The following is a 22,740-nucleotide window of genomic DNA, read 5'->3' on the forward strand; positions in this document are numbered from 1 at the left end:
TTCGACTCCTGGGCAACGCCCCGCCCGGGCCTGCGATTCCTTCGTGCCGCGGGGAGGGAACGATCGTTACGCCGACGTTGCCGCACAGGTCGGCGGGTCAGCCGCGCGCGGACACCGAGCGCGGGTCGAAGCCGAACGGGAGCTCCAGCCGGTGGGCCCGCATCAGCTCGTCGTCCGCGAGCAGGTCGGCTGTCGGCCCGTCGGCGGCGATCACGCCGTCGCTGAGGACGAGGGAACGGGGGCACAGCTCCAGGGCGTACGGCAGGTCGTGCGTGACCATCAGCACGGTGACGTCCAGGGCGCGCAGGATGTCGGCGAGTTCGCGGCGTGAGGCCGGGTCCAGGTTGGACGACGGCTCGTCCAGGACGAGGATCTCCGGTTCCATCGCGAGGACGGTCGCCACCGCGACCCGGCGGCGCTGGCCGAAGGAAAGGTGGTGCGGCGGACGGTCTTTGAAGCCGTCCATGCCGACCCGGGCCAGCGCCCGGTCCACGCGCTCCTCCAGCTCCGTGCCCTTGATCCCGGCCGCCGCCGGCCCGAACGCCACGTCCTCGCGCACGGTCGGCATGAACAACTGGTCGTCGGGGTCCTGGAAGACGATGCCGACCCTGCGCCGGATCTCGGCCAGGTGCCGCTTGCCGACGGGCAGGCCGGCGACCTTCACCGTGCCGGCGCCGCCGGTGAGGATGCCGTTCAGATGCAGCACGAGGGTCGTCTTCCCGGCGCCGTTCGGGCCGAGCAGCGCGACGCGCTCCCCGCGCGCGAGGGAGAAGTCGACGCCGAACAGCGCCTGGTGGCCGTCCGGGTAGGCGAAGGCGAGTCCGGCCACGTCCAGCGAGGGCGTGTCGGCGGCGGGCGTCTCGGGGACGGGCGTCACGGCAGTCACAGGGTCCATCCCAGCAGACAGACGACGAGTGCCGCGAACGGGAGGGCCAGGGCGTGCGACCACTGGGCGCGCGACGCGGTCACCTCGTCGATCACCGGCATGGATCCGGCGTACCCTCGGCTGATCATCGCCAGGTGGACCCGTTCCCCGCGCTCGTAGGAGCGGATGAACAGGGCGCCCGCCGACTTGGCGAGCACCCCCCAGTGCCGTACGCCCCGGGCTTCGAAACCGCGTGACTCGCGCGCGATCCGCATGCGCCGCATCTCGTCGGTGATGACGTCCCCGTAACGGATCATGAAGGAGGCGATCTGCACCAGCAGCGGTGGCAGCTTCAGGCGCTGCAGGCCGAGCAGCAGTTCGCGCAGTTCGGTGGTGGCGGCCAGCAGCACCGAGGCGGCGACGCCCAGGGTGCCTTTGGCGAGCACGTTCCACGCCCCCCACAGACCACTCACACTGAGCGACGCCCCCAGCACCTCCACCCGCTCGCCCTCCGCCACGAACGGCATCAGCACGGCGAACGCCACGAACGGCACCTCGATCAGCAGCCGCTTGAGCAGAAAGCCGGCCGGTACGCGCGCGTGGTACGCGACGAACGCCAGCAACCCGGCGTACAGACCGAACGCCCACATCGCCTCCCGCGGCGTCGAGACCACGACGACCACGAAGGCGAAGGCGGCGGCGAGCTTGGTGTGCGGCGGGAGGGCGTGGACCCGGGAGTGCCCGTGCCGATAGAGCTTGTGCGCGTGCCCGGCGCCCATGTCAGACGTTCTCCACCGGCGTGGCCCCGGGCGACGCGCCGTCCTGCGCGCGACGCCGGCGCACGGCCCAGAACACCGCGCTCCCGGCGACGACGGTCGTCCCGACGCCGATGACGCCTGCCAGCCCACCGGACAGGCGGGCGTCGTCGACGTCCTTGACACCGTAGTCGGCGAGCGGCGAGTCGGCGTTCGCGTGCTCTTCGGCCTTCTGGTCGATGCCCTGGTCGGCGGCGACCTTCTCCAGGCCGTCCGGGCTGGAGGAGGCGTAGTAGCTGACGAAGCCGGCGAGGACGAGGGAGGTCACCAGACCCGTCACCCAGAGCGCGCGCCGCGAGGTGCGCGCCGCGAGGGGCGCCGCAGGCGCCTCGCGCGCCCCTTCAGGAGCGGGCGCGTCCACGAGGGCGCCGTTCACGCGCAGCTTCAGGCGCTGCTGCAGGCCGCGCGCGCCGTGCACGAGATCCGGGCGCACGGCGATCACGGCGCTCACGGTCAGCGCGGTGATGGCGGCTTCGCCCAGTCCGATCAGCACATGGACGCCGACCATCGCGGTGGCGACCTTGCCGATCGACACGTCGGCGGTCCCACCGATCGCGTACAGCGAGGTGAAGGCGATCGCCGCGGCCGGCACGGACACCAGGGCGGCCGCGAAGGAGGCCACGGTGACCGAGCGACGTTTGCGCGGCAGCACCTTCACCAGGAGGCGGAAGACGGCGTAGGACACGACGGTCGTGACGATCGCCATGTCGGTGATGTTCACACCGAGCGCGGTCAGCCCGCCGTCGGCGAAGAGGATGCCCTGCATAAGGAGGACCACGGACACGCACAGGATCCCCGTGCAGGGCCCCACGAGTATCGCGGCGAGCGCGCCGCCGAGCAGATGTCCGCTGGTGCCCGCGGCGACGGGGAAGTTGAGCATCTGGACGGCGAAGATGAACGCCGCCACCAGACCGGCCAGCGGCGCGGTCCGTTCGTCGAGTTCCCGGCGCGCGCCGCGCAGGCTCACGGCGATCGCTCCCGCGGCGACGACACCGGTCACCGCGGAGGTCGGGGCGTTGATGAATCCGTCGGGTACGTGCACCGTTCGATGATAGAGGCTTGTTGCAAACCTCTTGCAAGAGCGAGGTGCTCGCCGGAAGGCATAATTCGGGAGATATGGGACAGTTAAAGGGAAGTGGATGCGCGGCTTCCACTTAGGTCACTGAACGTAAGGGGCCGTCCGATGTCCGTAGTCGAACAGTACGCACGAGCCCGTATCGTCACGGACGGGGACCTGATCGAGGAGGAACGGACGGCCGTCCCCGTCGTCCTCAGATACGACCCGGACGACGACCCGCGCACGATACGTGTCGGGCTCCCCGGCACCCACGAGTGGATCTTCTCCCGCTCACTGCTCGAGCAGGGCCTGCGTGCCCCCGCGGAGAGCGGTCAGGTGCGGGTGTGGCCCTGCGGTCGCGTGCAGGCCGTGGTCGAGTTCCACTCAGCCCAGGGCTGCTCGGTGGTGCAGTTCGAGTCGAAGACGCTCCTCCGCTTCCTGCGCCGCACGTACACCACGGAACCTGTCCTGCACTAGGTGCGCCCCGCGCCCCGCGCCCCGCGCCCCCGCCCCGCGCCCCTGGCGGCCGCCGGGGGCGCACGAGCAGCGTCGTGCGCCGGTCGTGAGGTGCGGCGAGCCGGCGCAGGGGGAGCGTCAGCCGCCCATGCGCAGCAGCGCCGCCACGATCGGCCCCGCCGTGTCGCCGCCGTGGCCGCCCGCCTGGACGACGCCCGCGGCCGCGAGATCGCCGCGGTAGGCGGTGAACCAGCCGTTGGGCTTCTCCTGGCCGTCGACCTCGGCCGAGCCCGTCTTGGCGCCGAAGTCCGGGCCGAGGCCCGACATCGCCTGGGCGGCGGTGCCGTACGCGGCCGTGTAGTTCATCATCTCCCGCAACTGGGACAGCGTGCCGGCGGACATGGCGCGCGAGGCCGTCGCCAGGGTGCGGCCGTCGACCTCGGAGGAGACCAGGTAGGGCTGGTGGAAGGTGCCCGATTTGACCGTCGCGGCGACCGACGCCATGTTCAGCGGGTTCATCCGCACCCCGCCCTGCCCGATCAGCGAGGCCGCCATCGGGGCCGCCGACTGGACCGGCACCGACCCGTCGAAGGTGGGCACGCCGACCGACCAGTTGTTCATCCCCAGGCCGAACACCTGCTGTGCCTGCCTGGTGAGGCTGTCGTTGTCGAGCCGGGGAGCCTGACTGATGAAGGCGGTGTTGCAGGACCGCGCGAAGCTCGCCTTGAAGGTGCCGCCGTTGATGTGGAACTTGTCGTCGTTCTGGAACTTCCAGCCCCCGTACGTGAAGTACTTCGGGCAGGGGTGCACCTTGTCCGCGGACGCCAGCCCCTTCTCGATGAGAAGCGACGACGTGACGATCTTCATCGTGGAGCCCGGGGCGAGCGAGCCCTGGAAGGCGACGTTGAAGCTGCCGCTGTTGGCGACGGCGAGGATCTCGCCCGTCGACGCGCGCGTGACGACGACGGAGGCGCGGGGGCGGCTCGCGACCTGCCGCTCGGCGGCTGCCTGGAGGGTGGGGCTCAGCGTCGTCCGTACGGTGCCGGGCTTGCCCTTGCTGAGCTCCAGCAGCGTCTTGTCGGAGACCTTCTTCCTTTTGGACGCCTCGCCGCGTACGGCACGCAGTTCGACGCCTGCGGTGCCGCCCGCCTTCTTGCCGTACTTCTCGCGCAGACCGTCCAGGACCGTGCCGAGCGACGGGTACTCGGCGGCGCTCAGTTCGCCGCCCTCGCGGTCGACCGCCTTGACCGGCGGCGTGCCCGACTCGCCGGTCACCAGGGTGTCGCCGTCGGCCAGCTCAGGATGGACCACGGAGGCATGCCAGTCGACGACCGGCTTGCCGTCCGCGGCTCGCCGGACGACGGTCAGCGCACTGTCGTAGGCCAGCGGCTTGGTGACGTCCTTGTACGTCACCGTGGCCTTCACGGCGAAGGGCACCCTGCCGCCGGCGGGGGTGCCCGGGGTGAGGGTGACGCCGGTGATGTGGGCGTCCTCGGCGTAGCCGGTGAGCAGCGCGGTGGCGGCCGCCGCGTCGTCGGTGACGGCGGCCGCGCGGGCGATCTGCCCCTGCTGCCAGGAAGTGAGGAGGGCGTTGGCGGTGCCGGTGACCTCCGCCGCCGTCAGCGGCCCGGTCCTGACCTGCGGAGTCTCGTGGTCGGCGGCCGTCGTGGCCGTACGGTCCTCGGCCGCGGCGCCACCGCCGTACAGCGCGTAGACGCCGAACGCGGCACCGCCGACGACCACGGTGACCATTCCGCCGAGCACGGCGGGCCGCTTGCCTCGTCGCTCGGCGACGCGTCTTCTCTTGCCCACGTCCTACGATCCTCCGGATCCCGCGGGGCCCCCACGCCCCGATGCCCTCGTTGCCCCCGCCCACCCCAACGACGGCGACCAGCCTAGGGTCCCCTCCCGGGCGGGTGATGCCACTGTGACCTCAACCACCTCTCCCGTAGCGGGGTTGTGACCGTGAGGGCGCGCAACGGCCCGCGCGCGTGGTTCAGCCGCCCGCACGCAGGACGGCGGCGACGATCGGCCCGGCCGCGTCACTGCCGTGGCCGGCGTCCTGGACCATCGCGGCGGCCGCGACGTCGTGGCGGTAACCGGTGAACCAGCTGTTGGACTTGGCCTGCCCCGCCACCTCGGCGGTGCCGGTCTTGGCGCCGATGTCGCTTCCCAGGCCCGCCATGACACCGGCCGCGGTGCCGCTGGTCGCGGTGCGGTGCATCATGGCGCGCAGCTGTCGCACCGTGCTGTCCGACAGCCCACGCGCGCGTGCCAGTTCCCGGCCGTCGAGGCTCTGCGGCACGATGACCGGCTGGCGGAACGTCCCCGTCATGGCGGTCGCCGTGACGGAGGCCATGTTCAGCGGGTTCATCAGCAGCTGACCCTGGCCGATCAGGGCCGCGGCCATGTCGGGCCCGCTGACGGCCGGCACCGAGCCGTCATGGGACTGGACGCCGGTCTTCCAGTTGTTCCGGCCCAGCCCGAAGCGCTCCACGGCCTCCGTGGTCAGCGAGTCGGCCTTCAGGTCGTCCGTGTACTTGATGAAGGCCGTGTTGCAGGAGCGCGCGAAGCTCTGGGCCAGCGTCGCGCCGGGATCGGTCATCTCCTTGTAGTTGTGGAAGGTCTGGCCCTCCCACATCGCGTCCGGGGTGCACGGCGCCGGCCCGTCGGCCGTGGTGATGCCGTTGTCGATGAGCGTGGCCGCAGTGATGATCTTCATGGTGGAGCCGGGGGCGACCTGCCCCTGGAACGCGGCGTTGAAGGCGTCGTTGCGGTGATTGGCGACCGCGAGCACATCCCCGGTGCTGGGCTGGACGGCCACCACGGACGACTGGCCGTACCGCAGCACGGCCTTCTCCGCCGCCGCCTGCACTCCCGCTTTCAGAGTGGTCCGCAGCCTGCCCGGCCGGCCCTCGGCGAGAGTGAGCAGCGGGGTGTCCGCCGCGCCCGCGGTGCCGTGCTTGACCACGAGCTCGACCCCCGGCTCGCCGCCCGCCGCGTCGCCGTACTTCTGGCGCAGTGCGTCCAGGATCGGGCCCAGGGAGGGGTACTTGGCCTTCGTGAGGACCTTGCCGTCGCGGTCCACCGCCTCGATCGGCGGGGCCGAGGACTCGCCGGTGGCGAGGGTGTCGTCCATGCCCGTCAGCTGCGGATGGACCACGGACGGCCGCCAGTCGACCAGTGCCTTCCCCGTGGTGACCCCGCGCACGATCGTCAGCCGGCTCTCGTAGGCGAGCGGTTTCGACTTGCCGTCGTAGGACACCGTCGCGTTGACGGTGAAAGGCACGGTCGTACCGCTCGCCGCGCCCGGTGTGATCTTCAGTCCGGTGATGTGCGCTTCCTGGGCGTACGAGGTGAGCAGCGGCTCGGCCTTGGCAGCGTTGTCGGTGAGCGAGGCGGCCACCACCGACTCGCCCTTCTCCCAGGCCGCGAAGAACCGCGAGGTGGTCTCCTTCACCTCCTCGCCGCTGGGCGGCCCGCTCTTCAGTGGCGCCGGCCCGTTCGCGCCCGAGCCGCCGCCGGAGTCGCTGAGCGCGGACACCACGTTGTACGTGCCGTATCCCGCGCCGCCGACCATGACGGCGAACACCGATCCGATGACGGCCGCCTTGGCTCCCTTGCGCATCTGTGGTCCTTCCCCCTTCGTCCCCGTGGTCGGCGCCCCCCGTCCGGCGTTTCTGAACGCGTTCAGGAAGAGGGGCGCGTCTCGCACTGTATGCGGACGGCGGGGGCGCGAAGGACACAGTTACCGGGAAGTTGTCCGACGGAGACCGGGGGCGTGTCCGGAACGGGGATCAACCAGCTGAATCAGACCCACGTGTCCAGCCACATACGTGAACGCCAATCGTCGATGGGGATCGCCGTCCCGGTGTAGAGGGGCCAGAAGAAGATGAAGTTCCACGTGATCAGGAGCACCAGGACGCCCGTCCCCGTCGCCCCGGCCACGCGCCGGGTGTCGCTCGACCCCGGCGCCCCGACGATCGCCCCGATCATCATGGCCACCGCCAGGCACAGGAACGGCACGAAGACCACGGCGTAGAACAGGAAGATCGTGCGCTCCTGGTACATGAACCACGGCAGGTAGCCCGCCACCACGGCGCCCGCGATGGCACCCGCGCGCCAGTCACGGCGGAACGCCCAGCGCCACAGCACGTACAGCAGCGCGAAGCAGGCCGCCCACCACAGCAGCGGCGTGCCCAGCGCCAGCACCTCGCGCGCGCACTTATCGCCCGCGTCCGCCGGACAGCCGTCGACACCCGGCGCGGGCGACTCGTAGAAGTACGACACCGGGCGGCCCAGGACGAGCCAGCTCCACGGGTTCGACTGGTACGTGTGCGGCGAGGTCAGATGGGTGTGGAACTCGTACACCTCGTGCTCGTAGTGCCACAGGCTGCGCCACCAGTCGGGGAACAACCACGCCCAGGAGCCGCCCTTGCCGTCCGTCGCCGCCCAGTTGCGGTAGTAGCCGCCCGAGCCGTCCGCGGGGGAGAGGATCCAGCCCGTCCACGACACGACGTAGGTGGCGAGCGCGACCGGGACCGTCGCCAGGAAGGCGAAGCCGAGGTCGTACTTGAGGACGGCCAGGTACGGGTGGCGCGCGCCGGCCACCTTGCGCGAACCGACGTCCCACGCGAGCGCCATCACGCAGAACGCCGCCATGATGAACAGGGCGTTCCACTTGGTGCCGATCGCCAGGCCGAACATCACGCCCGCCGCCCAGCGCCACGGCCGCCACCCCAGCCGCAGGAAGTCGCCGACGGCGGGGTCCGGGCGGTACCGGCCGTCCGTGCCGGATCGCAGCGCGGCGGCGAGCTTCACGCGCGCGTGGTCGCGATCGAGGATCAGGCAGCCGAACGCGGCGAGCACGAAGAACATCAGCACACCGTCGAGCAGCGAGGTGCGGCTCATCACGAAGTGCAGGCCGTCGACCGCCATTAGCCCACCGGCCAGACATCCCAGGAACGTCGACCGGAACAGCCGGCGTCCGATGCGGCACAGCATCAGCACCGACAGCGTGCCGAGCAGCGCCGTCATGAACCGCCAGCCGAACGGGTCGAAACCGAAGATCAGCTCACCCAGCCCGATGACGTACTTGCCGACCGGCGGATGTACGACATAGGACGCGTCCGACGGGATGGCGATGTGCCCGCCGCTGCTGAGGACGGCATCGTTGGCGTTCTTGTCCCAGTTGACCTCGAACCCGCGGTGGACCAGCGCCCAGGCGTCCTTGGCGTAGTACGTCTCGTCGAATATCACCTTCTCGGGGCTGCCCAGGTTCCAGAACCGGATGACGCCCGCCATCAGCGTGACCAGCAGCGGGCCGCCCCAGCCCGACCAGCGCGTGAACCGGTCGGCCAGCGCCGGGGGCACCCCCAGGGTGTGCCACAGCCGCGGACTGGGCTCCGCGTACGGCGGTACCAGCCGCTCCCGCGCGTCGGCCACCGGGAGACGCCGCGCGGGGGGCCCGAAACGGCGCAGCCGCTGCTGCCACGTCGGCCGCCGGTCGTCGGGCGCCCGGCCCTGCCGGTGGTCCGTGGAATCCAAGGAGGACGCGGTACTGGTCACCGCGCCATCGTAGGGAACCCGTCTGTGTGAGTCCCGTGCCTCGCCCCTGCGAGGATGGAAACGTGACAGTTACGCCCGCAAGCACGCCCGGAATCCTCATCCTCGCCGGCACGCCCATCGGGGACGTCGCCGACGCCCCGCCCCGGCTCGCCGAGGAGCTGGCGGGCGCCGACGTCGTCGCCGCGGAGGACACCCGGCGCCTGCGCCGCCTCACCCAGGCCCTGGGAGTGACGCCCAAGGGGCGCGTGGTCTCCTACTTCGAGGGCAACGAGGCCGCCCGCACCCCCGAACTCGTCGAGGAACTGATCGGCGGCGCGCGCGTGCTGCTCGTCACCGACGCCGGCATGCCGTCGGTCTCCGATCCCGGCTACCGGCTGGTCGCCGCCGCCGTGGAGCGCGACGTCCGGGTGACCGCGGTTCCGGGTCCGTCCGCCGTCCTGACCGCGCTCGCGCTGTCCGGGCTGCCCGTCGACCGGTTCTGCTTCGAGGGGTTCCTGCCGCGGAAGGCGGGTGAGCGGCTCTCACGGCTGCGTGAGGTCGCCGGCGAGCGCCGGACCCTCGTGTACTTCGAGGCCCCGCACCGGCTGGACGACACCCTCGCGGCCATGGCCGAGGTCTTCGGCGCCGACCGCCCGGCCGCCGTCTGTCGCGAGCTGACCAAGACCTACGAGGAAGTACGGCGCGGCCCGCTCGGCGAACTCGCCGAGTGGGCGGCCGAGGGCGTGCGCGGTGAGATCACCGTCGTCGTCTCCGGTGCTCCCGAGCGCGGCCCGGAGCACCTCGACGCGCAGGAGCTCGTCCGCCGGGTACGCGCGCGTGAGGAGGCGGGTGAGCGCCGCAAGGAGGCGATCGCCGCGGTGGCGGCGGACGCCGGTCTGCCGAAGCGCGAGGTGTTCGACGCGGTGGTGGCGGCGAAGCACGCGGCGGGGTGAGGGGCGGGGCGGCCAAGCACGCGGCGGGGTGAAGGGTGCGCGGCGGGTCGGAAGCGCGGCGCGCTGGGCGCCCGGCGTGACGGAGGCGCCGCGAGGTGACGGCGCGGAGCCGGCCCGAAGGCGCACCCCGCGGCGCCAGGGAGCGCCGGACGGCGCTGAAGGAGGTCTGCGCGCCCCTCTCGGGCGCCTTGCGCCCCATGCCGGGGCAAAGGGGCGGCGTGGAAGGCAAAGCGGCCTGACAGCCGCTCGTGCCCTTGGGGCAAGGAACACCCAAATCGGGTCCAACAGTCGACAGACCTGCTGCGTTCACGCCGCTGAGGGCGTCCACTGGAACGCAGGGACGCACCGTCCCTCGTCCAGCGGACAAGAGGAGCTGGCATGAGCGAGATCGCAGACCGGACGGACCTGCGCAGCGGCGCGACGGCCGTCGTCCACGAGTCCTATTCCTTCGCGTGCATGCGCTGCGGCTACGGCTGGGAGCAGTCGTACGAGATAGAGCACCACATGGACGCCGACGACCACGAGTTCGTGCTGTACGTGGCGAACGGCCGCATCGTGCCGTCCCCGCTGAGCCGGCCGGCGTGCGGGAACTGCGACGGCGACGTCGTACGCATCATGCGCGCGGGCCAGGTCGCGTCGGTGCGCGGCGTCAAGCACCGGTCGCACCGGGTGCCCCCGGCCGGTCCGGTCGAGGTGCCCGAGGTGCCGGAGGCCGCCGCGGCCGATTCGAAGGAACGTCACCACTGGCATCTGTCCGATCTCCTGCACCCCTTCCAGCGCCGGGCCAGCTAGCGGGACCCGCATGACGGCGTCCCGGCCCTGGGACGGTCGCGGACCCCGTCCCCGCAGGCCGCGCGGGCACCTTCCGTAGGATCGGGACATGCCTTCGAACGCCGACAAGAACGCGGCCCCACCGCTCCCGGAGCCGCTGCGGGTGCCGGTCGCCGATTCCCACACCCACCTCGACATGCAGTCCGGGACGGTCGAGGAGAGCCTGGCGAAGGCGGCGTCGGTGGGGGTGACGACCGTGGTGCAGGTGGGCTGCGACGTGCGCGGCTCGCGATGGGCGGCCGAGACGGCGGCCGCCCACGCCGCCGTCCACGCGGCAGTCGCCCTGCACCCCAACGAGGCGCCGCGCATCGTCCACGGCGACCCCGACGGCTGGTCCCGGCAGGGCGCACGGGAACCGGGGGGCGCGAAGGCGCTCGACGAGGCGCTCGCCGAGATCGACAGCCTGGCCGCGCTCCCCCAGGTGAAGGGCGTCGGCGAGACCGGCCTGGACTACTTCCGCACCGGCCCGGAGGGCAAGGAGGCGCAGGAGGCGTCATTCCGCGCCCACATCGAGATCGCCAAGCGGCACGGCAAGGCGCTCGTCATCCACGACCGCGACGCCCACGCCGACGTCCTGCGCATCCTCAAGGAGGAAGGCGCACCCGAACGCACCGTCTTCCACTGCTACTCCGGCGACGCCGACATGGCCGAGATCTGCGCCCGCGCCGGCTATTTCATGTCCTTCGCCGGGAACGTCACCTTCAAGAACGCGCAGCACCTGCGCGACGCCGTCGCCGTGGCCCCCCTGGAGCTTCTCCTGGTGGAGACCGACGCCCCCTTCCTCACCCCCGCCCCCCACCGCGGGCGGCCCAACGCCCCGTATCTCGTCCCCGTCACCGTGCGCGCCATGGCCGCCGTGCGCGGCCTCGACGAGGACACCCTCGCGGCCGCCCTCGGAGCCAACACCGCCCGGGCGTTCGCCTACTGACGCACCGCCGCCCGCCGCCCGCCGGCCGTCCCTGCACAACAGTGCGTAGCCGTGCCGCTTTGGAGAGTGACCGTCGAGCCGCTAGGTTCTGGGGGCCCGATCCGGACCGACCTCTGGACCCCGCGGACCCCTGGAGCGTGTCGGCGTGAGCAACCCCTCCCACGCGCGCAGCGCGTACTACGCCCACCACCCGGAGTACGAGCCCTACGGCGGCGCCGAGACCTACGTCGACCTGCACAGCGCGCAGACGGTCGGGCAGGGGCTACAGGGCCGGCAGGGACTGCAGGGCGCGTACGACGACGGCGGTGCGCCCGGCACCTACGGGATGCGCGGGGCGTACGAGGACACCTACCGGCCGGCTTACGAGGCGTTCGCGGCGTACGCCCCCTACGGCACGCACCCGGCGCACGGGTCGCCCGAGTCCGCCGGCTCGGCGCTGCCACGCCAAGTGGCGGACGAGGCGCCCGTCGGGGGCCCGGAGCATCCGGGGGACGCCGGGGGCGCCAGGGACGCCGGGGGCACCGGGGGCGCATGGGGGGAAGGGGTGCAGGCGGGCGCCGCGCACGTCCGGCGCGCGGAGACGGTTGTGGCTCCGGGCGGACCGGGGGCCGCGGGGCGGGCGGTGACCGGCGGCGCACCGCAGGGCAGCGCGCCCGCCAGTACGGGGCGGCGGGCCGCGCGACGGCGCAAGGCACGCTACGCGGAGCGCCCTGACTCGACCGTGCGCCGCCTGCTTCCGCAGGCGCTGGTGGTCGCCTTCCTCGCCGGCGGCACCACCGCCTTCGTCGCCGAGGACAAGGCGATCGAGCTGACCGTCGACGGCAAGCCGCGCACACTGCACACCTTCGCGGACGACGTCACCGAACTGCTGGCGCAGGAAGACGTGAAGGTGGGGGCGCACGACGTGGTGGCGCCCGCCCCCGGCGCCGACCTCAGCAACGGGGACGAGGTCGCCGTCCACTACGGACGCCCCGTGCGCCTCACCCTCGACGGACACCGGCGCGAGCTGTGGACGACGGCGCACACCGTGGAGGCGGCGCTCGAACAGCTCGGTGTGCGCACGGCGGGCGCGTACCTGTCGACGTCGCGCTCCCGGCGGATCGGACGCGAGGGCCTCGCGCTGGACGTCCGGACCGAGCGTTCCCTGACGATCATGGCGGACGGCCGCGCCCGCACGGTGCGCACCAACGCGGCGACGGTCCGCGAGGCGGTCGAGGAGGCCGGAATCATCCTGCGCGGCCAGGACACCACGTCGGTCGCGCCCGGCAGCTTCCCCCGCGACGGGCAGACGGTGACCGTACTGCGGATCACCGGCAGCAAGGAGGTGCGGGAAGAGCCGATCCCCTTCGAGGTACGGCGCATCGAGGACCCGTCGCTGTTCAAGGGAACGGAGGTCGTCGAGCGGGCCGGACAGCCGGGGCTCAGAAGGGAGACCTACGCGGTGCGCACCGTCAACGGTGTCCGGCAGAAGCCCCGGCGGGTGAAGACCGAGGTGGTGCGCGCACCGCGCGCGCGGGTGGTGAAGGTGGGCACCAGGCCGCACCCGCCATCCGTACATGACGCCGACCACCTCGACTGGCGGGGCCTGGCCGCCTGCGAGTCGGGCGGACGGCCCGACGCGGTCGACGCGTCGGGCGCGCACGGCGGGCTCTACCAGCTCGACACCCACACCTGGCACAGCCTGGGCGGCAGCGGACGACCGCAGGACGCCCCGGCGGCCGAGCAGACGTACCGCGCGAAGAAGCTCTACATCCGGCGCGGCGCGAGCCCCTGGCCGCACTGCGGGCAGCGCCTGCACGGCTGAGGCCCTTCTGGCCCGGCACCCTGCGGGAGCCGCCGGAAGGTCCCGGCGGCTCCCGTAGCGGCCCGGAACACATGCGCTGACACCCGCCTGCGTCCGGCCGGCCTCGGCGGCGTCCGGAACTGTCGGTCGGCCCCCGTAGTCTTGTCCCGTGAGCACCAGCCCCACCCACGACGCCCTCCTGGGCCCCGCCGACGTCCGCGAACTGGCGGCGGCCCTCGGCGTGCGTCCCACCAAGCAGCGCGGTCAGAACTTCGTGATCGACGCGAACACGGTCCGCCGGATCGTCCGGACCGCGGAGGTCCGGCCCGACGACGTGGTCGTCGAGGTCGGGCCGGGGCTCGGCTCCCTCACGCTCGCCCTGCTGGAGGTCGCCGACCGGGTCACCGCCGTCGAGATCGACGACGTACTGGCCGCCGCGCTGCCCGCCACGGTCGCCGCGCGGATGCCGCACAGGGCCGACCGCTTCGCGCTCGTGCACTCCGACGCCATGCACGTCACGGAGCTGCCCGGCCCCGCACCGACCGCCCTGGTCGCCAACCTGCCCTACAACGTGGCCGTACCGGTCCTGCTGCACATGCTCGACACCTTCCCCGGTATCGAGCGCACCCTGGTGATGGTGCAGGCGGAGGTCGCCGACCGCCTCGCCGCCGCCCCCGGCTCCAAGGTCTACGGCGTGCCCTCGGTGAAGGCCAACTGGTACGCCGAGGTCAAGCGTGCCGGTGCCATCGGCCGCAACGTCTTCTGGCCCGCCCCGAACGTGGACAGCGGACTGGTGTCCCTGGTCCGCCGCAGGGAGCCGCTCAAGACCACGGCGTCCAAGCAGGAGGTGTTCGCCGTCATCGACGCGGCGTTCGCCCAGCGGCGCAAGACGCTGCGGGCCGCGCTCGCCGGATGGGCGGGTTCCGCGGCCGCCGCCGAGGCGGCGCTGGTCGCCGCCGGGGTGTCCCCGCAGGCACGCGGGGAAGCCCTCACCGTGGAGGAGTTCGCGAGGATCGCGGAACACAAGGAGACCGAGTGACCGTCACCGTGCGCGTGCCAGCCAAGGTCAATGTCCAACTCGCCGTGGGCGCCGCCCGCGCGGACGGCTTCCACGACCTGGCGAACGTCTTCCTCGCGGTCGGCCTCTACGACGAGGTCACCGTCACCCCGGCCGACACCCTGCGCGTCACGTGCGCCGGCCCGGACGCCGACAAGGTCCCCCTGGACCGGACGAACCTCGCCGCGCGAGCGGCCCTCGCACTCGCCGAACGGTACGGCCGCGCACCCGACGTGCACATCCACATCGCCAAGGACATCCCCGTCGCCGGCGGCATGGCGGGCGGCAGCGCGGACGGCGCGGGCGCGCTCCTCGCCTGCGACGCGCTGTGGGGCACACGCGCGTCCCGTGACGAACTCCTCGACATCTGCGCCGAACTCGGCAGCGACGTGCCGTTCAGCCTCGTCGGCGGGGCCGCGCTCGGCACCGGCCGAGGCGAGAAACTGACCGCGCTGGACGTGGGCGGCACCTTCCACTGGGTCTTCGCGTTCGCCCAGCGCGGGCTGTCGACGCCGGCCGTCTTCCGCGAGTTCGACCGGCTCGGCGAGGACACCGACATCCCCGAGCCCGTCGCCTCCCAGCCCCTCATCGACGCCTTGGCCAAGGGCGACCCGGACGCCCTGGCGGCCACCGTCACCAACGACCTCCAGCCCGCCGCGCTCTCCCTCTTCCCCGAACTCGCCGACACCCTCGCCGCGGGCCGCGCGGCCGGGGCGCTCGCGGCGCTCGTGTCGGGATCGGGCCCCACGACCGCCTTCCTCACCCGCGACGCCGATTCGGCGACCCAGGTCGCCGCGGCACTGCACGTGTCCGGCACCTGCCGCAGCGTACGCACGGCGACGGGACCCGCCCAGGGGGCCACGGTCGGCTGACCGCCGGGCCCGGAGTCCGTCGGCGCACGGCCCACACCCTTACGCAGAGTGACCGCACCCTCGCGCACCGCCCGCCACCCCAAGGGCCTACGCTTGAAGGCTGATCGATCCCCCTGCGCAGGAGTGAAATGGCCGTCAACCTGGTCAATGTCGAGAACGTCAGCAAGGTGTACGGCACCCGTGCGCTCCTGGACGGCGTGTCGCTCGGCGTGTCCGAAGGGGACCGGATCGGGGTCGTCGGCCGCAACGGCGACGGCAAGACGACACTGATCCGGATGCTCGCGAAACTGGAGGAGGCCGACTCCGGGCGGGTCACGCACTCCGGCGGAGTGCGGCTGGGCGTGCTCACGCAGCACGACTCCCTCGACCCGGCGGTGACCGTGCGCCACGAGGTCATCCGCGACCTGGCCGACCACGAGTGGGCGGGCAACGCCAAGATCCGCGACGTGCTGACGGGGCTGTTCGGCGGGCTCGACCTGCCCGGGTTCCCCAAGGGGCTGGACACCGTCATCGGACCGCTGTCCGGCGGTGAGCGGCGCCGGATCGCGCTCGCCAAGCTGCTCATCGAGGACCAGGACCTCATCATCCTCGACGAGCCGACCAACCACCTCGACGTCGAGGGCATCTCCTGGCTCGCCCAGCACCTGCGGGCACGGCGCTCGGCGCTGGTGTGCGTCACCCACGACCGGTGGTTCCTCGACCAGGTCTGCACGCGCATGTGGGACGTCCAGCGCGGTCACGTCCACGAATACGAGGGCGGCTACTCCGACTACGTCTTCGCGCGCGCCGAGCGTGAGCGGATCGCCGCGACCGAGGAGGCCAAGCGGCAGAACCTGGTCCGCAAGGAACTGGCCTGGCTGCGCCGCGGCGCTCCCGCGCGCACGTCCAAGCCGCGCTTCCGGGTGGAGGCCGCCAACGAGCTCATCAAGGACGTGCCGCCGCCCCGGGACAGCAGTGAGCTGATGAAGTTCGCGTCCTCCCGGCTCGGCCGGACCGTCTTCGACCTGGAGGACATCACCGTCCAGGCCGGACCGAAGGTGCTGCTCAAGCACGTGACCTGGCACCTCGGCCCCGGCGACCGCATCGGCCTGGTCGGCGTGAACGGCGCCGGCAAGACCTCCCTGCTGCGCGCCATGGCGGAGGCGGCGCGCACCGAGGGCGAGGTGCAGCCCGCCGCCGGGCGCGTCGTCGTCGGCAGGACCGTCAAGCTCGCCTACCTCTCCCAGGAGGTCGCCGAACTCGACCCCACATGGCGGGTCCTGGAAGCCGTTCAGCGGGTGCGGGAGCGCGTCGACCTCGGCAAGGGGCGCGAGATGACCGCCGGTCAGCTGTGCGAGACCTTCGGCTTCACCAAGGAGAAGCAGTGGACGCCGGTGGGTGACCTCTCCGGCGGTGAGCGCCGGCGGCTGCAACTGCTGCGACTGCTGATGGACGAGCCCAACGTGCTCTTCCTCGACGAGCCCACCAACGACCTCGACATCGAGACCCTCACCCAGCTGGAGGACCTCCTCGACGGCTGGCCCGGCTCGATGATCGTGATTTCGCACGACCGGTTCTTCGTCGAGCGCACCACCGACCGGGTCCACGCCCTTCTCGGCGACGGCACGCTGCGGATGCTGCCGCGCGGGATCGACGAGTACCTGGAGCGCCGGCAACGCATGGAGGAAGCGGCGGCGGCGACCGCTCCCGCCGCCGTCAAGCCCGCGACCGAGCGCCCCGAGAAGAGCGCCGCCGACCAGCGCGCCGCCAAGAAGGAACTCCAGAAGATCGAGCGCCAGTTGGACCGCGTCTCCGACAAGGAGTCCAAGCTGCACGCGCAGATCGCCGAGAACGCCACCGACTTCGAGAAGGTCGCGCGACTCGACGCCGAGTTGCGTGAGTTGGCGGGGGAGCGCGAGGAGCTGGAGATGCGCTGGCTGGAACTGGCCGAGGACGCCTGAGGATCGCGGGCCGCGCGGGCGTGTACGACCTCACCCCACGCCCGCGTGCGCACCACCGCTGACGCACCCGCGCACGCCCCCGCCGTACCCGCGCGGTGCCCGTACGCGCAACCACGCCGGCGACCCTACGCACCCGACCGCGCAAACAGCCCCGTACGCCACCGCGCGTTCGGTCGCGTGCGCAACGGCGTGAGCGCCTGTGCCGCGCAACGGGCACGGGTACACGCGCGCCAAGCGGCGCGCACAGCTCTTCGCGCAACGGCGTGAAGGGCCGTGCGCACCACCGCACTTCCCCGGCCACGCCCGCGCGCGGTGGGCGGCGCGTGCGCCGTGTGAAGAGGGCGTGGAGGCGCGTAACGAGGGCATCACGGCCCGGTTCTCCCTTGGGTACAGGGGCGGACGCAGTCCCGTCCCCGCCCGCTCACGGGTGATAGAAAGAGCCGTCTGAGAACTGTCTGAAAACGACTCTGGGTCCTTTGCGAACCTCAGGGCGTGGCTAAAAATCAGTGAACGAGGGGGAAGACGCTGATGACTCAGCCGCCCGACCAGCCGCCGCACCAGGACGGTTTCGGAGCACCACAGGACCAACCGCCCCGAGCGCCGGGCTTCGGGCCGCCCGAGCCGCCGGCCCAGCCCCCTCAGGCACCCCAGCCCCCGCCCGGCCCCGGCCCCGCCGCCGGCTACGGCTACCCGCAGCAGCCGGGCGCGCCGGCGCCCGGAGGCCCCGCGCCCGCCGGCCCGTACGGCACCCCGCCGGCGCCCGGCCCCTACAACGCGCCGCCCACACCTCCCGCGCCCGGCCCCTATGCCGCCCCCCAGCAGGCCGGCCCCTACGGCCCGCCCCAGCAGCCGGGGCCGTACGGGCAGCAGCCCGGCTACGGATACCCGCAGGCAGCCCAGTACCCCGGCGGACCGGGGGCGCCTGGGATGCCCGGTGCGCCGGGGAGCGCGCCCGGCGGCTCGCGCAACCCCTTCAAGGGCCGGCCGGCGCTGGTCGTCGCGGCGGCCGTGGTGGGCCTGGTCCTGGTCGGCGGCACGGTGTTCGCGGTGACGCGCGGCGGCGATGACGACGGCAAGAAGCCCGTCGCCGAGAAGAGCGACGACGGCAAGCCCTCCGCTTCCGACCTGCCGGTCAACCCCGGCGACGGCAGCGGCGACGGCGGCGACCCGGAGAACTTCAACGACGGCCGCAAGGCCGGTGAGGCCCGGGTGCTCTGGTACAAGGAGGCCCCCGACGCGCCGGGTTCCGGCGCCGAGGCCCCCGGCATGTGGGTCACGGACAAGACCGCGGTCAAGGCGGCCTACAAGGAGCTCGTCGGCTACAACGTCGCTGACGGCAAGCCGACCTGGGAAACCCTCACCTTCCCGCAGGAGATCTGCGCGGTCACCCCGCAGAAGACAGCCGACGACAAGATCGTCATCGCCTACATGAGCGGCACCAGCAGTCGTGCCGAGTGCAACAAGCTCCAGCAGGTCGATCTCAACACCGGTGCCAAGGGCTGGACCGCCGAGGTGGCGGACGGCGCGCTGTTCGACAGCACCAGCAGCATCTCCCTCTCCGTGACCGGCAACACGCTGATGGTGGGCCGTTCCCAGTCCGGGACGGCGTACGACGTGCGCACCGGGAAGAAGTTGTACGACAAGAAGAGGTACGGCTCGGCGTGCTTCCCGGACGGGTTCGCGGGGGGCAGCCGGCTGATCGTCGTGTCGTCCTGTGATGCGACCAAGGCCACCGAACACGACGAGATGCAGGAGCTCGACCCGGCCAGCGGCAAGGTCAAGTGGACCTGGAAGATCGACAAGGGGTGGGAGGTCCAGCACACCTTCTCCGTCGACCCGCTGGTCGTCCTCAGCACCAACGACGAGAAGAACAGCTGGAACATCTCCACCCTGAACCCCAACGGCACGATCCGCTCGCAGGTCGGTGTCAACGAGCAGTTCGCGCCCGACTGCGGCGGCTGGGGGTCCTTCCTGCAGCGCGACCTGACGGGTTGCACGGGCGCGGTGGCCGACGCCGGCACCCTGTACCTGCCGACCAAGGCGACCACCGGCCCGAACGAGGTCGTCGCGATCGACCTCGCCAACGGCAAGGAGAAGTGGCGGGTGGACTCCCCGGGGGACGCGACGATGCTGCCGCTGAAGGTCGAGGGCGGCAACCTCGTGTCGTACGTGGAGGCGACCTACGAAGCGCCAGGCCAGGTGGTGTCGGTTCCGATCGCCGGGAGTGGCCACACGCCCGCCAAGCTGCTGCAACTCCCCGAGAGCACGAGCGAGATCGAGCGGGACTTCTTCCGCCGGGACCTCGACTGGGCCGACGGACGGTTCTACATCTCCACCGGCTCGCTGGACGGCGACGACGACGAGAAGGAGAAGCTGATGCTCGCCTACGGCAAGTGAGCCGGGGCGAACCGGGGCGGCCGAGCCGGGTCGCCCCGTACCGCGTCCGCTCGCCCCGTACCGCCGCCGTCCGTCGACGCACCGTTCGTACGAGCTCCTGGCTCAGCACCCTTCCGAGGTACCCACACGATGACCACGTCCCCGCCGCCCCACCAGCCTCCGCAGGGCTCCGGCCCCGGCACGCCCGAGGACCAGCCCCCGCAGAACCCGCCGCAGACTCCTCCGGCGCCCCCGATGCCCCCGTCGGCCCCCGCCGCCCCGGGCGCTCCTGACCTCACCAAGGCCCCCGACCCGGGCTACGGCTACCCCCAGGCACCCCAGCCATCCCAAGCACCCCAGCCACCCCACCCCGCACAGAGCCAGCCCCAGCAAGGCCAGCAGGGCCGGCCCCCGCAGCAGCCGGATCCGTACTCCCCGTTCCCGCAGCAGCCGCCCGCCCCGAGCGGCCCGTACGCCGCCCAGCCCGGCCACGGCTACGGCTACCCGGCCGCCCAGCCCGGCTACGGCTACCCGGTTTCGCCCGGCGCCCACCCCACGCCGTCCCCCCAGCCGGGCTACGGCTATCCGGGTCAGCCGGGTCAGCCGGGTCAGCCGACCGTCCCCTTCCAGGCTCAGCCGCCGGCCGGGTCCGCCCCAGGGGGCGGCGGCAGTTCCAGGGCGCCGCTGTACATCATCGTGGCGGCGGTCGTCGCCATCGCGTTGATCATCGGCGGCGGCATCTGGTACTCCTCGTCCACCGGCGACGACGGAAAGAAGAACCAGAGCTCCGGTGGCACGGGCGGCGACAACGGCAAGGGCGACGGCGGCACGTCGGGCAGCGCGGGCACCTCGGGCTCCGAGAAGGTGCCGTCCGACCCGGCGTCCAAGGTCCTCTTCCAGCTGCCGATGCCGGCCGTCGGCAAGGACGACACCATCGCCGTGGACGGCTCCTGGCTGACCGACAAGGCGTACGTCAAGAGCGGGGTCGCCGAGGTCGTCGCCTACGACCGCGACACCGGCGCCAAGCTGTGGACGATCAAGCTGCCCGGCCCGGTGTGCGAGGCCACCCCGCACATCACCAAGGACTTCAGGACGGCGATCGTCTACGAGCCGTCGATGCCCGCGAAGAACCGTTCGGCCGGCTGCAGCCAGGTCGCGGCGCTCGACCTCGCCGCGGGCAAGAAGCTGTGGAACAAGACGGTCAACTCCGGCGACTACCCGATCAACTTCGACAATGTGACGGTCAGCGCCAACACTGTCGCGGTCGGCAGCACCGACGGCGGCGCCGCCTTCGACATCGCCTCCGGCAAGGTGCTGTGGCAGCCGAAGACGTCCGACACCTGCTACGACGCCGGCTACGGCGGCGGCGCCAAGCTGGTCGCGGTGCGCAAGTGCGGCAGCTACGACGCGCGCCAGCTGCACATCCAGACCATCGACCCGGCCTCCGGGCAGGTGCAGTCCGAGTACAAGATGACCCAGGACATCGAGTACGCGAGTGTGGTCTCGACCGACCCGCTGGTCGTGGCCGCCGACGTCGGTGACAGCGCCGGTGACGGCAGCGGCATCTCGGACTTCTTCTCCATCGACAACAGGACCGGTCAGCTGCGCACCCGGATCTCGGCACCGGGCGACCAGTTCGCGGCCGACTGCGACAGCATCAGCCGGGTCGAGGACTGCACCGGTATCGCCGTGGGCGGCGACCGGCTGTACCTGCCGACCGAGGAGCACGACTCCTCTGGCGACCACGGCCGCAGCAACGAGGTCATCGCCTTCGACCTGGCCACCGGCAAGCAGACCGGCCAGCGGGCCGACTCGGGCGACGGCTGGACCATCACGCCGCTGCGGATGGACGGCGGCAACGTGATCGCGTACCTGGAGCCGCCGTACGACAAGGGCGGCCGGGTGGTCAGCATCGACGGCGGCTCGTTCAAGACGACCACGCTGATGCAGAACCCGGACACCGAGGCGGTGCGGGACATGGAGTCGGACTTCTCCCCCGAGTACGACGAGGTGCTGTACGCCGACGGTCGCCTGTACCTGGCCGAGGTGTACGCGGACGCGCCGCTGCGCGAGGGCGACAAGAAGTACCTGGCACTCGCCTTCGGCCGCAGCGGCTGATCCTCGACTGCGGCCGATCGCGAACGTGACTGTCAGAGCGGTTGCCGAGCATCTGCGGTGATCGGCAACCGTTCAGACAGATGCCTCAAGCGGCCGATTCAAGTGGTTGTTTCGGCCGCGAATGCGAAGAATGCCAAAAAGTCCGTCGATCCGGGGCAGTTCTCACCAGTAGGGGAAGCGCGACGTCGAACAAGCGTGTAGCTTCCGGGGTCATGAAAGGGCGGGGTGCCTGGGGGGCAGCCCGCGCCCTTGTGTGTCCGTGTCCGTAGTGGGCATCCATGGGGGGACTGGGGGGTTGCTCGATGGGAGTGCGGCTCATGGTGGTCGACGACCACCGGTTGCTCGCGGAGGCACTGGCCTCGGCGCTGAAGCTGCGGGGGCACCGGGTGCTCGCCGCCGCCGCGCCCGCCGCAGGCGCGGCGGACCTGGTGATCACCCGGGCACCGGAGGTGTGTCTGCTGGGGACGGCGACACCGGCCGAGCCGGGGGTCTTTGATCCGGTGCTGCGGATCAAGCGGGAGCGGCCGCAGGTGGCGGTGCTGGTGCTGGGGCCGGTGCCGAGCCCGCGCGGCATCGCGGCGGCGTTCGCCGCGGGGGCCTCCGGGTACGTGCGGCACGACGAGCGCATAGAGGGCGTCGAGCGGGCGATCATGAAGGCGCGGGCGGGCGAGGCGGCCGTGGCGCCGCAGCTTCTGCAGGGTGCCTTCGCGGAACTGCTCAACCCCGCTGCCCAGCCCGACGACGAGGGGCAGCGGCTGTTGCAGATGCTCACCCCGCGCGAGGTCGAGGTACTGGTACGGGTGGCCGACGGTGAGGACACGCGGCTGATCGCCGCCGGGATGGGCATCGCCCCGTCCACCGCGCGCACCCATGTCCAGCGTGTCCTGATGAAGCTCGGCGTCGGTTCCCGCCTGGAGGCGGCTGCCCTGGCCGCCAGGACGGGCCTCCTGGATCGCGCGGGGCCCTACCCGCGCGTACCGCAGCAACGGGAACCGTGAGCTCGGGGCGCATCCCCCGCGCACCCGGCGTACGCCCGGGGAACGCGCCCCCTGAGGTCGAAGGCACGCCGCACCCGCCCTCGCGGCCGACGGCGACGCACGCACGCCGCACCCGCGCGGACATCGGACGCACGCCCCCCGCCG

Annotated in this window: 17 protein-coding genes; 11 read left to right on the forward strand and 6 right to left on the reverse strand. The window is 72.2% G+C overall.

Going from position 1 to position 22,740, the window contains the following annotated elements; genetic code table 11:
* Positions 1-97: 97 nt before the first annotated feature.
* From AC3ET3_RS11605 to AC3ET3_RS11615, 3 genes are read right to left on the reverse strand one after another with little or no spacing between them, the layout of a single operon-like run.
* The gene (locus AC3ET3_RS11605; protein WP_432135542.1) at positions 98-895 is read right to left on the reverse strand and encodes an energy-coupling factor ABC transporter ATP-binding protein; all 798 of its coding nucleotides are present in this window, start codon (positions 893-895) and stop codon (positions 98-100) included.
* Complete coding sequence (cbiQ, locus tag AC3ET3_RS11610) at positions 883-1,644, reverse strand: cobalt ECF transporter T component CbiQ (RefSeq protein WP_432135541.1); 762 nt, start codon at positions 1,642-1,644, stop codon at positions 883-885. The genes AC3ET3_RS11605 and cbiQ overlap by 13 nt, the downstream gene beginning before the upstream one ends.
* A gap of 1 nt (position 1,645) precedes the next feature.
* Positions 1,646-2,722 carry an energy-coupling factor ABC transporter permease gene (locus tag AC3ET3_RS11615; RefSeq protein WP_432156945.1) on the reverse strand — a complete coding sequence of 359 codons (1,077 nt, stop codon included), beginning with the start codon at positions 2,720-2,722 and terminating at the stop codon, positions 1,646-1,648.
* Positions 2,723-2,863: 141 nt separating this feature from the next.
* Here AC3ET3_RS11615 and AC3ET3_RS11620 point away from each other — a divergent pair, with 141 nt between their 5' ends.
* A complete protein-coding gene (locus tag AC3ET3_RS11620) occupies positions 2,864-3,214 on the forward strand; it encodes an SsgA family sporulation/cell division regulator (protein ID WP_432135539.1) in 351 nt (116 codons plus the stop codon).
* A 117-nt stretch (positions 3,215-3,331) separates the two neighbouring features.
* Here the strand turns inward: AC3ET3_RS11620 and AC3ET3_RS11625 are convergent, their stop codons facing one another.
* The 3 genes from AC3ET3_RS11625 to AC3ET3_RS11635 form a co-directional block, all read right to left on the reverse strand.
* Positions 3,332-5,005 (reverse strand): penicillin-binding transpeptidase domain-containing protein, encoded by a 1,674-nt coding sequence (locus AC3ET3_RS11625; RefSeq protein WP_435612061.1) that lies wholly within the window; start codon positions 5,003-5,005, stop codon positions 3,332-3,334.
* 184 nt (positions 5,006-5,189) lie between these two features.
* Complete coding sequence (locus tag AC3ET3_RS11630) at positions 5,190-6,821, reverse strand: penicillin-binding transpeptidase domain-containing protein (RefSeq protein ID WP_435612062.1); 1,632 nt, start codon at positions 6,819-6,821, stop codon at positions 5,190-5,192.
* Positions 6,822-7,003: 182 nt separating this feature from the next.
* Positions 7,004-8,761: a dolichyl-phosphate-mannose--protein mannosyltransferase gene (locus AC3ET3_RS11635; protein ID WP_435612063.1), complete on the reverse strand. Its 1,758-nt coding sequence runs from the start codon at positions 8,759-8,761 to the stop codon at positions 7,004-7,006.
* A gap of 62 nt (positions 8,762-8,823) precedes the next feature.
* Here AC3ET3_RS11635 and rsmI point away from each other — a divergent pair, with 62 nt between their 5' ends.
* The 10 genes from rsmI (at position 8,824) to AC3ET3_RS11685 (ending at position 22,596) form a co-directional block, all read left to right on the forward strand.
* Positions 8,824-9,693 carry a 16S rRNA (cytidine(1402)-2'-O)-methyltransferase gene (gene rsmI, locus AC3ET3_RS11640; protein ID WP_432135535.1) on the forward strand — a complete coding sequence of 290 codons (870 nt, stop codon included), beginning with the start codon at positions 8,824-8,826 and terminating at the stop codon, positions 9,691-9,693.
* Between the two features lie 378 nt (positions 9,694-10,071).
* Positions 10,072-10,485 (forward strand): hypothetical protein, encoded by a 414-nt coding sequence (locus AC3ET3_RS11645; protein ID WP_432135534.1) that lies wholly within the window; start codon positions 10,072-10,074, stop codon positions 10,483-10,485.
* Positions 10,486-10,573: 88 nt separating this feature from the next.
* Entirely contained in the window at positions 10,574-11,452 is an 879-nt protein-coding gene (locus AC3ET3_RS11650) for a TatD family hydrolase (RefSeq protein WP_432135533.1), read from the forward strand.
* 325 nt (positions 11,453-11,777) lie between these two features.
* Positions 11,778-13,256 (forward strand): resuscitation-promoting factor, encoded by a 1,479-nt coding sequence (locus tag AC3ET3_RS11655; protein WP_432156973.1) that lies wholly within the window; start codon positions 11,778-11,780, stop codon positions 13,254-13,256.
* Positions 13,257-13,404: 148 nt separating this feature from the next.
* On the forward strand, positions 13,405-14,274 hold the full coding sequence (gene rsmA, locus AC3ET3_RS11660) for a 16S rRNA (adenine(1518)-N(6)/adenine(1519)-N(6))-dimethyltransferase RsmA (protein ID WP_435612064.1): 870 nt from the start codon (positions 13,405-13,407) through the stop codon (positions 14,272-14,274).
* Positions 14,271-15,164, forward strand: a complete 894-nt coding sequence (locus tag AC3ET3_RS11665; protein ID WP_435612065.1) for a 4-(cytidine 5'-diphospho)-2-C-methyl-D-erythritol kinase — start codon at positions 14,271-14,273, stop codon at positions 15,162-15,164. The genes rsmA and AC3ET3_RS11665 overlap by 4 nt, the downstream gene beginning before the upstream one ends.
* Before the next feature lie 128 nt (positions 15,165-15,292).
* Complete coding sequence (locus tag AC3ET3_RS11670; protein WP_435612066.1) at positions 15,293-17,104, forward strand: ABC-F family ATP-binding cassette domain-containing protein; 1,812 nt, start codon at positions 15,293-15,295, stop codon at positions 17,102-17,104.
* A 528-nt stretch (positions 17,105-17,632) separates the two neighbouring features.
* Positions 17,633-19,501: an outer membrane protein assembly factor BamB family protein gene (locus AC3ET3_RS11675; RefSeq protein WP_432135528.1), complete on the forward strand. Its 1,869-nt coding sequence runs from the start codon at positions 17,633-17,635 to the stop codon at positions 19,499-19,501.
* Between the two features lie 129 nt (positions 19,502-19,630).
* Positions 19,631-21,598, forward strand: coding sequence for an outer membrane protein assembly factor BamB family protein (locus tag AC3ET3_RS11680; RefSeq protein ID WP_432135527.1), 1,968 nt, complete (start codon positions 19,631-19,633; stop codon positions 21,596-21,598).
* A gap of 302 nt (positions 21,599-21,900) precedes the next feature.
* Positions 21,901-22,596, forward strand: coding sequence for a helix-turn-helix transcriptional regulator (locus AC3ET3_RS11685; RefSeq protein ID WP_432135526.1), 696 nt, complete (start codon positions 21,901-21,903; stop codon positions 22,594-22,596).
* Positions 22,597-22,740 lie beyond the last annotated feature (144 nt).

It is taken from the genome of Streptomyces sp. bgisy159 (assembly GCF_057707805.1).